Annotated in this window: 14 protein-coding genes and 1 other RNA gene; 7 read left to right on the top strand and 8 right to left on the bottom strand. The window is 60.5% G+C overall.

Annotated features, from left to right (window positions below):
* Positions 1–13: 13 nt before the first annotated feature.
* From mraZ to NBH21_RS08105, 7 genes are all read right to left on the bottom strand, one after another.
* Positions 14–454 (bottom strand): division/cell wall cluster transcriptional repressor MraZ, encoded by a 441-nt coding sequence (gene mraZ / locus NBH21_RS08075; RefSeq protein WP_250915991.1) that lies wholly within the window; start codon positions 452–454, stop codon positions 14–16.
* A gap of 410 nt (positions 455–864) precedes the next feature.
* Positions 865–1260, bottom strand: an RNA gene (rnpB, locus tag NBH21_RS08080) — RNase P RNA component class A.
* Between the two features lie 82 nt (positions 1261–1342).
* On the bottom strand, positions 1343–2530 hold the full coding sequence (locus tag NBH21_RS08085) for an NAD(P)/FAD-dependent oxidoreductase (protein WP_250915990.1): 1188 nt from the start codon (positions 2528–2530) through the stop codon (positions 1343–1345).
* Positions 2531–2601: 71 nt separating this feature from the next.
* Positions 2602–3789 (bottom strand): NAD(P)/FAD-dependent oxidoreductase, encoded by a 1188-nt coding sequence (locus NBH21_RS08090; protein WP_250915989.1) that lies wholly within the window; start codon positions 3787–3789, stop codon positions 2602–2604.
* Between the two features lie 72 nt (positions 3790–3861).
* Positions 3862–4395 carry a lytic transglycosylase domain-containing protein gene (locus tag NBH21_RS08095; protein ID WP_250915988.1) on the bottom strand — a complete coding sequence of 178 codons (534 nt, stop codon included), beginning with the start codon at positions 4393–4395 and terminating at the stop codon, positions 3862–3864.
* 268 nt (positions 4396–4663) lie between these two features.
* Positions 4664–5425, bottom strand: a complete 762-nt coding sequence (locus NBH21_RS08100) for an N-acetylmuramoyl-L-alanine amidase (RefSeq protein WP_250915987.1) — start codon at positions 5423–5425, stop codon at positions 4664–4666.
* Positions 5422–6159 (bottom strand): J domain-containing protein, encoded by a 738-nt coding sequence (locus NBH21_RS08105; RefSeq protein WP_250915986.1) that lies wholly within the window; start codon positions 6157–6159, stop codon positions 5422–5424. Before NBH21_RS08105 ends, NBH21_RS08100 begins: the two co-directional genes overlap by 4 nt.
* A gap of 363 nt (positions 6160–6522) precedes the next feature.
* Between NBH21_RS08105 and NBH21_RS08110 the strand changes: the two genes are divergently transcribed.
* The 3 genes from NBH21_RS08110 (at position 6523) to NBH21_RS08120 (ending at position 9486) form a co-directional block, all read left to right on the top strand.
* A complete protein-coding gene (locus tag NBH21_RS08110; protein ID WP_250915985.1) occupies positions 6523–7737 on the top strand; it encodes a pyrophosphate--fructose-6-phosphate 1-phosphotransferase in 1215 nt (404 codons plus the stop codon).
* A 47-nt stretch (positions 7738–7784) separates the two neighbouring features.
* Positions 7785–8420 (top strand): LysE family translocator, encoded by a 636-nt coding sequence (locus NBH21_RS08115; protein ID WP_250915984.1) that lies wholly within the window; start codon positions 7785–7787, stop codon positions 8418–8420.
* A 103-nt stretch (positions 8421–8523) separates the two neighbouring features.
* On the top strand, positions 8524–9486 hold the full coding sequence (locus NBH21_RS08120; protein WP_250915983.1) for a lytic transglycosylase domain-containing protein: 963 nt from the start codon (positions 8524–8526) through the stop codon (positions 9484–9486).
* A gap of 30 nt (positions 9487–9516) precedes the next feature.
* Here the strand turns inward: NBH21_RS08120 and NBH21_RS08125 are convergent, their stop codons facing one another.
* Entirely contained in the window at positions 9517–10884 is a 1368-nt protein-coding gene (locus tag NBH21_RS08125; RefSeq protein ID WP_250915982.1) for a serine hydrolase domain-containing protein, read from the bottom strand.
* A gap of 205 nt (positions 10885–11089) precedes the next feature.
* On the opposite strand from NBH21_RS08125, the gene NBH21_RS08130 reads away from it, so the two are divergent.
* From NBH21_RS08130 to NBH21_RS08145, 4 genes are all read left to right on the top strand, one after another.
* Entirely contained in the window at positions 11090–12337 is a 1248-nt protein-coding gene (locus NBH21_RS08130) for a BtaA family protein (protein ID WP_250915981.1), read from the top strand.
* Positions 12337–12990 carry a class I SAM-dependent methyltransferase gene (locus NBH21_RS08135; RefSeq protein ID WP_250915980.1) on the top strand — a complete coding sequence of 218 codons (654 nt, stop codon included), beginning with the start codon at positions 12337–12339 and terminating at the stop codon, positions 12988–12990. Before NBH21_RS08130 ends, NBH21_RS08135 begins: the two co-directional genes overlap by 1 nt.
* A gap of 135 nt (positions 12991–13125) precedes the next feature.
* Positions 13126–13908, top strand: coding sequence for a glycoside hydrolase family 25 protein (locus NBH21_RS08140; RefSeq protein ID WP_250915979.1), 783 nt, complete (start codon positions 13126–13128; stop codon positions 13906–13908).
* A gap of 142 nt (positions 13909–14050) precedes the next feature.
* Positions 14051–15235: a lytic murein transglycosylase gene (locus NBH21_RS08145; RefSeq protein WP_250915978.1), complete on the top strand. Its 1185-nt coding sequence runs from the start codon at positions 14051–14053 to the stop codon at positions 15233–15235.
* Positions 15236–15306 lie beyond the last annotated feature (71 nt).

The following is a 15306-nucleotide window of genomic DNA, read 5'->3' on the forward strand; positions in this document are numbered from 1 at the left end:
CCGTTTCCCCGTTCTATGGAGTCCGCAGCCCTCGCAGTCTGCGCTCCTCTCTTGCCGCCGCCTGCATTTCCTGAAACGCCTGCGGCTGCCAAAGCTGAAAGTGATCCGAGCGCCCGACGAAACAGACTTCCGTCGTGATGCCCGTAAAATCCCGGATGAAATCCGTGACCATCAGACGCCCTTCGGCGTCGAGCTTCATGAAGACGCCACCGCCGTGAACCAGCAGCGACATCTCGTTCCCCTCCCGGGAAAACGGATCCTCGTTCGCGATCTGTCGCTCGTACCGCTCCAGGACATCCGGCCCACCGACACTGATCGCCGGAAACACAAAATCCTGAAAGCAGTACAGCTCCTGGATATCGCGCTGCGCGAGCACGGAACGAAACACCGCCGGAACAGACACCCGCCCCTTCGCATCGATCCTGTTTGTCGCATTGGACAGGAAGCGGTTCATGATAATCGACCGCTACTCCCTTGAAGCGAGAGCCGACAGACAGCCCTCCAGAACTCGAAAACCCGACCGCCACAGATGCCTCAAGTCCGCAAGCTGAAGCCCGCTCCGCTTGCGCGGCCAGTTCGCCTTCGACCTTGAAAATCCGGACCTTCATCGGCCCCTCAACGGTATGCGAATGGGATAACATGGGATAACATGGGCGTCAATGGGACGAGGTATTTCCGATCCCTTTCGGGATTCAAATATTGATAAGCGGTTAAGCTTAACGAATGGTTAGGAGAAGCCGCCGACGTGGCGCTTTTTGACCTCCAAGCTTGACCGAAGCTGGATACGAAAGTCCGCCAAATGCGACATTTTTTCAGGAGGTTAAATTGCCTCCGCCGATCATGGCGGAATGGGGCGGCGGGAAAATTGCCAGTTGGCCTGTAAGCCGGGTTCTGTATGGCTCCGGTCGCCCGGAACGTGGCAGCCATTCATCTGGGACAGCGTTTGCACGCTGCCTCACGCAACCCACCCGGATGACTGGCCCGGAAACAGGCTGTAGACGCTTGCGCGCCCCGCGTCATCCCTATTCGGTCTTGCTCCCGGTGGGGTTTACCGTGCCGTCCCTGTCACCAGCGACGCGGTGGGCTCTTACCCCACCCTTTCACCCTTACCCCGACATGCAGGGCGGTTTGCTTTCTGTGGCACTTTCCCTGGGGTCGCCCCCGCCGGACGTTATCCGGCACCGTATTTCCGTGGAGCCCGGACTTTCCTCACCTTACCGCCTTTCGGCATTGGTAAAGCGCGGCTGCCCGGCCAACTGGCACCGCGTCCTTAGACGAGCAGGCCCGCGATTGCCACCAAAAATGCGGATACCAACAGCAGAAAGAGGCCTTTGGCGACCGATCAAAGGAAAACCGGTGTGAAAACCGGATCATAGGCCTCATCGACGATACGACCGTGCAGCATCAGTTCCGAGCCGAGGCGCCCGATCTCGTCGGAACTCTTGGCCGAAGTACCGCAGCCGCCCGTGAGCACCGCGATCCTGTCGCTGGCAAAGCCGATTGCGGGGTAATTGCCGGGCGTGAAGGACGTGACGCAAGCGCCCATCGTCACCGGCGCTTCGGCAAGCCCCGGCACAAGCCCGTCAAGGATACGCTTGAGATGCCGACGCGTCGTCTCCCGACCGCCGCCACGAAACCAGGCGCGAATATCGGGCTCGGTCGCAAGACGCAGGTCATCAGGATCCCCGCCGATTTTCAGATAGGTCTTGCCATCGGGGTAACGCACCGGCGGCAACAGATAGATGTGATCCAGGGGATCCTCGGGCTGATGGATCAGCGACGGCATGCCCGCATAGGCGCCGAGATCGGCCTCCTCGATCTCGAAAAAGGCGACGGTTCGCCCATAAACCTTCAGATCAAGCGGCCGCGGCAAGAGATTCTTAGCAATGGAAAATCCACCTGCCGCCACCAGCACCCGCTCGCCCCGGACCTCATGGCCTCCGGCCGTCGTCACGACGACCCCTCCGTCCGCTTCCCGCACTGTAACTGCCGTATCAGCAATCAGTTCGGCTCCGGCTTTCCGGGCGAGCTTCGATTGCGCTTCGACCAGCCGGCGCGGATTGACGTAACCCGCATTCGCCGCCTCGTAGACCCCTTCGCATCCCGCGCCGAAACTGAAATAGCCGAAACGTTCGAACAGAGTTGTATCGGACAGGATCTCGACAGGCACGCCAAGTGCTTCAGCGGCACCACAAACATTGCCAACATAGGGATCGACCCCGCCCCGCTTCGGCCCGACGATCAGGCAACCCGTTTCATGATAGAATTCGACGCCGCTCTCCCGGGCGATCTCCGCGTAACGGGCGATAGACCGATTGGCGAGCCGCGCCCAGACCGGATCAGGATCGATGGTGCGGGTGATCCTCGCCTCGTCGTAATGGCTGGCGAATACCCCGTCATGGCTGGCGGCATCCACCGGTTCATCCGGACCGATCAGGACGACGCCGTCCGTCTGCGAGGCCAGATGGCGGGCTGCTGCGGCACCCATCATGCCACGACCGATGACGATATGCCTGTAGCTTCCAACCATGTCTCACCACCCTCGAAATTACGTAATTATCGATAATTTTCAAAACCCTGCTGATGCAGGCGGAATCATTTTCACAAAAACACCGGCCGAAGTTTTTCGGCAAAATCGCCTTCCGACAAGGCACCGTCGACAAGCAGCCGCGCGCCCAATCGTCCCAGTTCATCCGAACATTTCGCGGCAACGAAATTGCCACCCGTCAGCACGGCAACATTGGGGGAAGAGGTAAACCCGATATAGGGATAGGTGGTGCGCGTGAACGATGCGATGCAGGCCCCGCTCGTCGTCGGCGCACCCTCAAGCCCCGGCATGAGCGACACGGCGATGCGTTCGAGCTTGCGGGCTTCCTCGACATCGCCATCCGAACGGAACCAACCGCCGATGGATGGAAGATCCTCGAACGCCGTCTTCTCGCTGTCGCCGCCGATCTTCAGGTAAGTCTTGCCGTCGGGATAGCGCACCGGGGGAAGAATGTAGACAAGATCCTCATCCCGCTCGGCGAAGACCACCGTCGACGGCATGGCCGAAAATTCCGCCTGCCGTCTCTCGTCCAGTTCGAAGAAGACGATGGTGCGCGCCGTCGCGCGCATGTCGACCGGCTGCGGCAACAGCCCGCAGAGATTGGTGAAACCACCGGCCGCGACCAGCACCTTGCCCGCAGTATAGGTCGCGCCGCCGGTCGTCCGCACCTCGGCACCTGCGGCACCCTGCAGAACGGAAATCACAGTCTCGGCAATCAGCTGAGCGCCCTGGCGCTCTGCCATCAAAGCCTGCGCACGCACTAGTGCTCGCGGATTGACATGGCCGGCATTGTGCCGCTCGTAATAACCGGAGTGCCCCTCGGGGAAGCGCATGTGGGGAAAGCGCGTCGCCAGTTCTTCCGAAGCGATCACCTCGACATCGAGATCAAGCTGCTTCGAAACGGCGACCGCACGGGCCATGTAGCCCTCCTCGCCTGGCAGCGGCGTGGAAAACAGGCAGCCAGCCTCGGTGTAGAAACGGATCCCGCTCTGTCTATGCAGTTCGTCGTAACGCTCGATGGAACGCGAGGCGAGCTGGCTCCATACGGGATTATCGTCAAAAGTGCGGGTAATACGGGCTTCGTCGTAGTGGCTGGCGAAAACACCCCGATGCGCCAACCGGTCGGCAGGCTCTTCCGGGCCGATAAGCGCGACCCGTTTGCCTTCCAACGTGAGGTGGCGAGCCGCCGCTGCCCCCATCATGCCTCGTCCGATGACGATAAACTCGAAATCCGTTGCCATGCACTTACCCTCGATTCCAGGGTTCTCGATAGCATGGCAACCATTCGCTTGCACGTCGTTGTCGCGTCGTGATTACAGGGAGCCGATCAGCGCCTGAACCTTGCCGCAGTAACGCTTGGAAACCGGATTCATGCGCTTGGCGCCGTGACCGGCATTGTACTTCAGAATGGTCGAACAGGTCCGGCCATCGCCGAGTTCATGGGCCATCGACAGATATTTCATGCCGTAGCGCAGGTTAGTCTCGGGATCGTAGAGCCCCTTGTTTGAGCCGGAATACCCCATCATGCGGGCAGTCGTCGGCTTGATCTGCATGAGGCCGATCTCACCGGCGCCGCCGCGTGCCTTCGGATTGAAATTGCTCTCGATGCGCACCACGGCGTGGGCAAGCGCGACCGGAACCCCGTAGGTCTTGGCGTATTTGGAAATCAGGCCGGTGTAAGGGCTGTTGGAGAAGGAAGGCGCTGCATATCCTGCTTCGGTTGTGGTCTTCTTGAAGGGAAGCTTGAATGTCTGCTCCCATTGTTCCTTTTCACCCGCGGATGCCGCCATGGAAGAGGACAAAAGAATAGCAAGGCATGCCGCAGCAGCAACAACTCGTCTTATCATGTGGAAGTTCAGTCTCCGAACCAGAGTGGCAGGCGGTCCGTCCTTTTTGGACGCAAATCTACCCTGTTCGCCCGTCCTTCCGGATCAGGCGCCGCACTTGCCCTCATCGTTGATATTTGCGATCGCAATCCGCTTTTTACGGGACACAGCGCCGCTGTTCAGTGCGATCTTTAGAACGTCGAAATTGGGAATTCGTGTGGCGATGCAACAAATTGGCGTTTCGTGCGTTTAGCGACGCCCGCAAAAAGGGGCGCCTCAACCGCCTGTTTCAGGCGTATCGCGGCAGTGCGGAAAGCAGCCTGTGCAGCGTCTCGATGGTCGACATATCGGCTATTCCATCCACCAACGCGGGACGGAAATGCCGCTGGAAAGCAGCGACCACGCCTTCGGTCTTTTCCGAATATTCGCCGGTGATATCAATGTCATAGCCGTAGAGCGACAGCATCGACTGCAACGCCTCTATCGGCTGCCCGCTTTCTCCCTTCTGGAAGAAGCGTCCGCCGGAGACTGGCACCGGCTCGACGAAATGCCCGACACCCGCGGCGTGGAGCTGCCCCCACGGGAAATTTTCACCCGGATCGACCTTGCGAACGGGGGCGACATCGGAGTGTCCGAGCACCCGTTCGGGCCGGATATCGAGCCTCTGGCCGCAATCGCGACACAATTCGATGACCGCTGCGATCTGTGCATCCGTAAACGCCGGAAGACCGGCGGGATGACCGGCATTGGCGATCTCGATACCGATGGAACGCGAATTGATGTCCTTTTCGCCGGCCCAGAAGCTCTTGCCGGCATGCCAGGCGCGGCGCTCCTCCGGCACGAGTTGCGCCACCCGCCCATCCTCATGCACGAAGTAGTGGCTCGACACCTGACTTTCAGGGCTGCAGAGCCACGCGAGAGCCCCCTCTTCCGAAGGCATGCCCGTGTAGTGCAGCAGGATGATATCAGGACGAACGCCATTGGCGCGTTCGCCATGGTTCGGCGAAGGCAGCACGCAGGCAGCCCGATAATCGGCATTGAAAAGGCTCATGCGGCGCGACGTGCTTTCTCGATCGCGGAATAGGCGGCATTGAACTTCGCCATGCGGTGATTGGCGACCGCGTGAAACTCGGTCGGAATACCCCGCGCATGCAGACGGTCAGGATGATGTTCGGCCGCCAACGCCCGGTAGCGCTTGCGGATCGTGGCAAAATCATCGGACGGATCAACGCCGAGAACACCGTAGGGATCCCCGTCGAGATAGACGTGACGCTCGGTGATCGCCTCGAAGCGCTCTTCCGACACGCCGAAGATCTCGGCGATACGCGACAGGAAGGCCAGTTCCTTCTCGTGCAGCATACCGTCTGCCTTGGCGATGTGAAACAGCGCATCGACGATATCCTCGAGCACCGGGCACTGCATCTCGCATGTCCGGCAAAGGCCCGCCAGCTTCTGAGCATAGGCCTCGTAGCCGGCCACGTCCTGACGGGCGAGGTTATAAAGTCGTGCAACGTTGCGCGCTTCTTCCGGCGGAAACTCGAATATCTTGCGGAATGCAGCAACCTCGGCCTCGGAGACGATACCGTCCGCCTTGGCCATCTTGGCCGAAAGCGCGATGATCGCCACGGAGAAGGAAACCTTGCGGCGCGTTTCGGGGTCACCTTCGAAAGCGGTTCTTACCGCCTCGATCACCCCGGACAGTACACTGCCAGCCGCGTCGCCGACAGCGCCCAGCAAACGGTCCCACAACGATGCTATCTGTTCACAGGCGAAATCGAATATCATGCAACAGCATGACCAAATCCCGGCAAAAAAAGCAAGACGGGCAGCCCTCTCGTTGCATTAAACTTTATTCACGTTCGGTTCGGAATAACTGAAGCAACGCCCTGATCTTCATCTGCAAAGCGGGGCATAAAGTATTGCCGCCGACCGCGCGACAACGGCCCCTCGCCTTTTTCCACAACACGCTCCGCGCGCACGTCCGGTTTGAAACGATTATATTCGCACTTGCGGTAGCATTCCTTTTCCGAAGCACCGAAATGCCCGGATTTCTTGATTTTTTTGCTTTACAGCTTGCCCCGACTATCGCATCCATTCGCCCGGAAAAACGTTTTATTGACGGCTCTAAGGGATGCCGAAGGAGGACTGATGGCCAAACAGAAAGTTGCAATGTTGACGGCAGGCGGCTTGGCACCCTGCCTCTCGTCCGCGGTCGGTGGTCTGATCGAGCGCTACACCGACATCGCTCCGGACATCGACATCATCGCCTACAAGTCCGGCTTCCGCGGCCTCCTGATGGATTACAAGATCGAAATCACCCGACAGATGCGCGAGAAGGCTCACGTCCTTCATCGCTACGGCGGTTCGCCGATCGGCAACAGCCGCGTCAAGCTGACCAACACCGCAGACTGTGTGAAGCGCGGCCTTGTCAAGGAAGGCGAAAACCCGCTGCGCGTCGCTGCCGAGCGCCTTGCTGCCGACGGCGTCACCATTCTTCACACCATCGGTGGCGACGATACCAACACCACCGCGGCCGACCTTGCAGCCTATCTCGGAGCCAACGGCTACAACCTGACCGTCGTCGGCCTGCCGAAGACCGTCGACAACGACGTCGTGCCAATCAGGCAGTCGCTCGGCGCATGGACGGCCGCCGATGTCGGCGCCCGTTTCTTCGACCACGTCTCCAATGAGCAGAGCGCCGCGCCGCGTACGCTCGTCATCCATGAAGTCATGGGCCGCCATTGCGGCTGGCTGACCGCCGCGACCGCCCGCGCCTATATCCAGCGCACCAAGGGCAACGAATACATCGAAGGCTTCATGATGAATCAGGAGCTGAAAAACATCGATGGCATCTACCTGCCGGAGACCCATTTCGACCTCGAAGCGGAAGCAGCCCGCCTGAAGGAAATCATGGACCGCACCGGCTTCGTCACGCTCTTCGTCTCTGAAGGCGCTTGCCTCGAGGAAATCGTTGCCGACCGCGAAGCCGCCGGTGAGGAAGTCAAGCGCGACGCCTTCGGCCATGTGAAGATCGACACGATCAACGTCGGCTCCTGGTTCCAGAAGCACTTCGCCAAGCTGCTCGACGCAGAACGCTCCATGGTGCAGAAGTCTGGCTATTACGCTCGCTCCGCCCCGGCGAACTATGACGACCTGCGCCTCATCCAGAGCATGGTCGATCTCGCCGTCGAAAGCGGCTTGAACAAAGTCTCCGGCGTGACCGGCCATGACGAGGATCAGGGCGGCAAACTCCGCACCATCGAATTCCCCCGCATCAAGGGCGGCAAGGCCTTCGACCTGTCCACTCCATGGTTCGCGGAAGTGATGGATTACATGGGGCAGAAATACCGTCCGGCACATTGACGGAGCCGGCGAAAGCTGGCTTGCTCTTTCCCTGGGAGGAAAGACTCATGTCGTTCGAACATTGGCTCGCTTTCGCCGCCGCCTCGGCCTTTCTCTTGGCAATTCCGGGGCCAACCACACTGCTCGTCGTGTCCTATGCATTGGGGCACGGCAGGAAGACGGCGTTTGCGACAGTGACGGGCGTGGCACTGGGCGATTTTGTCGCAATGACGGGATCCCTTCTTGGGCTCGGCGCGTTGCTCGCCGGTTCCGCCACAGCCTTCATGATCCTCAAATGGATCGGCGGCGCCTATCTCGTCTATCTCGGTATCCGACTCTGGAGAGCGCCCGTTGGGGACGGCCCGATGGCGGACAATGACAACCTCCCGGAAGAAAAACCGTTTCGAATCATGGCGCATGCCTTCGCAGTGACGGCGCTAAACCCGAAGAGTATTGTCTTTTTTGTCGCATTCCTGCCGCAATTCATGGCGCCGGCGGTGCCATTTCTCGATCAGGCCGTGATATTCGAAGCAACCTTCCTGGCTCTCTCAATCGTCGTCTGTCTGAGCTATGTCATGCTGGCGGACCGCGCCCGGCGCTTCATTCGCAAGCATTCTGTCAGAAAAGCCGTCAATCGGACGGGCGGAACGCTGCTCATTGCAGCCGGGGCGGTGACGGCGGGCTACCGCAAGATAGCCGCCTGAACGTGGCAAGCTTGCCGCAATTCCGCCCATGCATTATGACACCAGAACGTTAACGGCAGCGCATGCGCGTTAACCGGTGTTTAGTTTTACTTGGGATGTCGGCATGATCGCAAAAAGAGACCTGAGAGCAAACCTGGGTTTCGCCTCCATTCTGCTTGTCGGCCTCGCGGGTTGTACCAGCAGCATGGAAGACGCTGCCAAGCAGGAGCTCAAGGCCAATCCGGTCGCCGGCACGCCCGCTGCAGGCACGCAGACAGCGGCAGCAACCACGGCGGTCAACGGCGTTACGCCGGTTGTTGATCCCAATGCCTCGACCGAACCGCCGCCGATCATTCCCGGTACCCAGACACCCGCCCCGATCCCGGTCCTGAAGGCCACCGCACTGGCAACCGCAGCACAGACCATGCCGGCCGCACAGGCAATGGAGCTGGTGGCGAACCAACAGCGCGGCACCATCCAGACGGCCTCCATGCCGGAATCCCCCAACATGGTGACGAGCCTGCCGGACACGGCACCTGTCGCAGTGCCGACGATCCTGCCGCCGGAAGTGACCGAGGCACAGTCGATCGTTCCGGCACAGAAGCCGGGCAGCGCGCTTGCTTATGCTGCCCCTTCAGGCAACCTGTCGCTTGCAGCGCTCGACAAGCAGTTCGACGTCTCCCCGCCCGGCCCGCCGCCGGCCATTGAAGAGCCGGCGATGAAGCCCGCCACCAGCGGACCGACCGTCATCAATGCCCTGATCAAGAAATACTCGAAATTCTACGACATGCCGGAAGTGTTGATCCACCGGGTCGTCAATCGCGAAAGCACCTATAATCCCGCTGCCTATAACAATGGTCACTACGGTCTCATGCAGATCAAGTATTCGACCGCCAAGTCCATGGGCTATGACGGCCCCGCCTCCGGTCTTTTCGATGCGGAAACCAATCTCAAATATGCGATCAAATACCTGAAGGGCGCATGGCTCGTTGCAGATAACAGCCATGACGGCGCGGTGCGCCTCTACTCGCGCGGCTATTATTACGACGCAAAGCGCAAGGGCATGCTCGACGTTCTCGATCCTTGAGCAGCCGGAAACAGCAGACAGCGAAAAGCCTTACCGAAGGCCGTCAATGACGGCCTTCACCAGTTTCTGGGGCTGGTAGCCCAGTTTCGACGGCGTTAGCCCGAGCCGAACCACGATGAGGCGTTCGGAGGGAATTATGGTGACGAATTGTCCGTCATGACCAAGTATCCAGTAAGCATCGGCGGGCAAGCCGAACGCTTCGTCGTCAACCACTCCCGGCCCTTCCTGCCACGCTTGTCCCTCGGTGAAACGTCCCTTCGAGGCCAATGTCGGCTGCTGCATCATCGCGACATAGCCTTCCGGAAGAAGCCGGTTGCCGTTCCACACGCCATCCTGCAGCAGGAAGAGCCCGAAGCGCGCCCAGTCCCGGGCTGTCGCATAGACATAGGAACTGCCGACGAAAGTGCCGGCGGCATCGGCTTCCAGCACGGCGCTTGTCATGCCGAGTGGCGTAAACAGGGCGGTCTTCGGGTAGCCCAGCGCCTGCGACGTGTCGCCTATGCGGTCCATCCATATCCGCGAAAGAAGAACACTGGAGCCGGATGCATAATTGAAGACCTCTCCCCGCCTCGCCACCAGCGGTTTGTCGGCGGCAAAGGCAGCCATATCAGGCTCAAGATAGAGCATGCGCGTGACATCGGCGACATCGCCATAGTCCTCGTTGAATTCCAGACCGCTCTCCATGGCCATCAGGTCGCGAACGCGGATATCGGCCCTCCTGTCTTCCTTCCAGTCGGGAAACAGCTCACGATCATCCAGGCCGATCTTTCCCTCCCCGACCAGCCGACCGACAATCGCCGCATTGACCACCTTGGCCATCGACCAGCCGAGCAGAGGCGTCTCGGCTGAAAAGCCCGTGCCATAGGCCTCCCCGACGATACGGCCATCCTTGATAACGACGATGGCGCGCATGCCGGGGCCGGCAAGCGCGGGGTCCGCCAGGAGACCGGCAATGGCGGGATTGGGGATGTCAGCCCCATCACCGGCAGGCCAGGCGACATCCGAAACGGTCGGCCTTGCGCCACGCGCAGGTGACGGATCGATATCGTCCAGCGTGGCGCCATCAGGTACGTTGGCGCAACCGAGCCCATCCCTCCTCATGGCAGTACTGGGAGCTATTGCTCCCAGAAGGCGCGCGGTAACGGCTCCCGCATCCCGGTCCACATCGACATTGACCAGCTTGAGCAGAGGATGGCCGGGCGCCTGCACATCCAGGGCGAGAACCTCCTCCGGTTCCCGACCGGCGAGAAAGACATTCGAGCAGACGATCTTTGCCGCATAGCCGGTGCCGACCAGCAGCAGGGCCGGAGGCGAAAACGACAGCCAGAAGACGATTGCCGTAATGAACATGACGAGGGCAAGCACCAGCCCTCGGATGATCTTGCCAAACAATCGCATGCGCTTCCTCCCGATTGCCGGGCCATGCAATCAGGAAACATCCGATGACGAAACCCCAAAAAGGAGGGAGCAAACAGATTGCGTACGTTTTTCCGGCGTCACGAGCGAGCTTCGTACAAGCGGCCAGCGCACCCACAGCCCACGTCATCATACTGTTGCATGAGGGGGCTACACGCCCTCAACGTTCAATGGATGGCTAACGAACATGACCGACGTTGCACCGGATGCCGACTTTCGCAAAAACCGGAAACTCAAGAACGCTCTCCTCCAGCACAAGGCTCTGACGAAGGACGGTCTGTCCGAGCGGTTGTTCGGTATGCTCTTCTCCGGCCTCGTCTATCCGCAGATCTGGGAAGACCCCGAAGTCGACATGGAAGCAATGCAGCTTACCGAAGGTCATTCCATCGTCACCATCGGCTCCGGCGGCTGCAACATGCTGGCCTATCTCTCGCGCAGCCCCTCCAGCATCGATGTTGTTGATCTCAACCCCAACCATGTGGCGCTGAACCGGCTGAAGCTCGCGGCCTTCCAGCACCTGCCCGACCACGCAGCCGTGGTGCACCATTTCGCCCAGGAGAACACCCGCTCAAACTCCCGCAGCTACGACCGCTTCATCGCGCCGAACCTCGATGCGCAGACGCGGGACTACTGGAACAAGCGCGGCGTTACCGGCCGGCGCCGCATCGCGGCCTTCAACCGCAACTTCTATCGCACCGGCCTGCTCGGTCGCTTCATCGGCGCCGGCCACATCGTTGCCCGCCTCCATGGCGTCAAACTGACCGATATCACCGAGACCCGCTCGCTGCGCGAACAGCGCCAGTTCTTCGACGACCGCATCGCTCCGCTGTTCGAAAAGCCGCTGATCCGCTGGATCACGGCCCGCAAGAGCTCCCTCTTCGGCCTCGGCATTCCGCCGCAGCAGTATGACGAGCTTGCCAGCATGTCCGAGGGCGGCACGATCGCGCCCGTACTGCGCCACCGCCTCGAAAAGCTCGCCTGCCATTTCCCGCTGAAGGACAACTACTTCGCATGGCAGGCCTTCGCGCGCCGCTATCCGCAGCCCCATGAAGGTACGCTGCCCACCTATCTGAAGCCGGAGCTTTATCCGGCGATCCGCGCCAATGCGAACCGGGTCACCGTTCACCACGCCAGCTTCACCGAGCTTCTGACACAGAAGGCAGCCGCAAGCGTCGACCGTTACATCCTGCTCGACGCACAGGACTGGATGAACGACCGCCAGCTCAACGACCTCTGGGGCGAAATCACCCGCACGGCTGCTCCCGGCGCGCGCGTGATCTTTCGCACGGCGGCCGAAAAGAGCGTGCTGGACGGGCGGCTTTCCGATACCCTGCTCGACCAGTGGACCTACCATGCCGAAAGGTCCGCGGAGCTCAACAAGCAGGACCGGTCGGCGATCTACGGCGGCTTCCACATCTATGAGAGAAAAGCCTGATGGTCGCCGAAGCCGGGCTCGACGCCGAACACGCCGAACGCATGGACAGGATGTACCGCTACCAGCGGCACATCTATGACCTGACGCGCAAATACTATCTGTTCGGCCGTGATCGCATGATCGCCCGGCTCGATGTCCCGCGCGAGGGCAGCCTGCTTGAAGTCGGCTGCGGCACGGGCCGCAACCTGCTCCTTGCCCATCGGCTTTATCCGACCGCCCGCCTCTACGGGCTTGATATCTCGGCGGAAATGCTGGTCTCCGCACGCGCAAACTTCCGTGGCAAGCCTGCCGAGCCGGTCCTTGCCGTGGCCGATGCCACGACCTTCACCGCAGGCGAATTCGGCGTTTCCGGTTTCGACCGGGTGATGATTTCTTATGCCCTGTCGATGATCCCGGACTGGGAAAAAGCGATCGACGCGAGCCTTGCGGCGCTCAACCCCGGCGGCTCCCTGCATGTGGTCGATTTCGGCCAGCAGGAAGGTCTTCCTGGCTGGTTCAAGCGCTTCCTCCAGTCCTGGCTCGATCGCTTCCACGTCACGCCAAGGGCTGACCTGCGTCAGGCTCTGGAAGCACGGCTTGAACGGGTCGGTGGACGGCTGGAGTTCGAGACCGTCGGACGCGGTTACGCCTGGCATGCGATAATTCGCATCTGACACACTGTCTGACGGTTGAAAATAACGCATATTTAAGGATGATGGAGGCAAAAGGAGGTTTGCGCCTCTTTTGTATTTGCGTGTGCGCGCGCCGCATCAGGGGCATGACCTCGAATTCTATTTCACGGAATAACCATGCGGTGGCTTCTTCACGCCCTTCTGCCGGTCATGATCGCCCTCAGCGGCTGTACCTCGACCAGCTATGACTTCATGGAAACGGCCTCGATCAAGCAGCCCCGTTTCCAAGACAAGGACCCGCAGGACTTCGGCACCAACAATCCCCAGCGACACAAGGTGCACGGCATCGACGTGTCGAAGTGGAACGGTGACGTGGACTGGCCGAGGGTGCGCCAATCCGGCGTTTCCTTCGTCTTCATCAAAGCGACCGAAGGCAAGGACATCATTGATCCGAAGTTTGACGAATACTGGCGCAGGGCTCGCGCTGCCGGTCTCCCGCACGCGCCCTACCACTTCTATTATTTCTGCTCTTCCGCCGACGAGCAGGCCGACTGGTTCATCCGTAACGTACCGAAGGAATCGATGCACCTCCCGCCGGTTCTCGATGTGGAATGGAACCACACGTCGAAGACCTGCCAGTATCGTCCGAATGCGGAAACGGTGCGCAGCGAAATGAAACGCTTCATGGACCGCATCGAAGCCTATTACGGCAAGCGCCCGATCATCTACACCTCGGTCGATTTCCATCGGGACAATCTCCAGGGCGCCTTCCAGGACTATCATTTCTGGGTTCGCGCAGTCGCCCAGCATCCGGAGGAAATCTATCCGGAGCGTCGCTGGGCCTTCTGGCAATATACGTCGACCGGCGTCATTCCCGGAATCAAGGGAGAGACCGATATCAACGTCTTTGCCGGCACCGAGAAAAACTGGAGAAAGTGGGTCGCGGCCGCGTCCAGGTAGGATCGCGGCCGGCGATCTTCATCGCTGCGCCAATAAACTCAGCTAATCCTCTGCAATGCTGTGATTTTCCGGCTGACGATCTCGTTTTCGTCAAAATGACGGGCATGATCGCAGCCGACCCGAAAAATTCAAGGATATGGATATGAAAGCCGCTCCCCGTCTCGCCCTTGCTCTCGCAGGCCTTCTCACTACCACCGCCCCTTCGCTTGCCGCGGAATGCGGCGGCGATCTGCAGGCTTTTCTCGACGGCGTGAAGGCCGAGGCAATCGCGGCAGGAAGCTCGTCGGACGCGGCAATGCAGGCGCTTGCCGGCGCCGTGATCGACCAGAAGGTGCTCTCCCGCGACCGCGCCCAGGGCGTGTTCAAGCAAACCTTCCTCGAGTTTTCCCAGCGCACCGTCAGCCAGGGCCGTCTCGATATCGGCCGCCAGAAGATGAAGCAGTATGCCGATGTCTTCGCCCGCGCCGAACAGGAATTCGGCATCCCCTCCGGCGTCATCACCGCCTTCTGGGCGATGGAAACCGACTTCGGCGCAGTACAGGGCGATTTCAACACCCGCAACGCGCTGGTAACACTCTCGCACGACTGCCGCCGCCCCGAACTCTTCCGTCCGCAGCTGCTGGCACTGATCAAGATGGTCGAGCATGGCGACCTTGATCCCTCGACCAACACGGGCGCATGGGCCGGTGAAATCGGCCAGGTACAGATGCTGCCGGAAGACATCATCGCCTACGGTGTCGATGGAGATGGCGACGGCCACATCAACGTCAAGCAAAGCTCGCCGGACGCCGTCCTGACGGCCGCCAAGTTCATCCAGAGCCTCGGCTTCCAGCGCGGCCAGCCATGGCTGCAGGAAGTCACCGTTCCGGAAAATCTGCCTTGGGAGAAGACCGGCTTCGACAGCGGCATGAAGGCCGGCGACTGGTTCGCGCTCGGCGTCAAGCCGCGCAACGGCAACACCAGCAATGCCGGCCTCGAAGGCGAGCTGCTGCTGCCGCAGGGCCGCAAGGGCCCGGCCTTCATGGCCTATCCGAACTTCAACATCTATCTCGAATGGAACCAGTCCTTCATCTACACCACCTCGGCCGCCTATTTCGCCACGCGGCTCATGGGTGCAGAACCTTACCTGAAGGGCAACCCGGAACCGGGTATCAGCGACACGGAAATGAAGGCGCTCCAGACCAGGCTGCAGCAGAAGGGATATGACGTCGGCAAGATCGACGGCATTCTCGGCGGCGGCACCCGCATGGCGATCCAGAAGGAGCAGCTTCGTCTCGGCCTTCCCGCCGACGGCTGGCCGACCCCGGCTTTCGTCGCCGCGTTCTGATCACGGCGGAACGAACGATCCCGCAACATAAAAAGCCGGACCGCAACAAACGGGTGGCGTGACGAACGCGC

It is taken from the genome of Ciceribacter sichuanensis (assembly GCF_024055605.1).
Taxonomy (GTDB): domain Bacteria; phylum Pseudomonadota; class Alphaproteobacteria; order Rhizobiales; family Rhizobiaceae; genus Allorhizobium; species Allorhizobium sichuanense.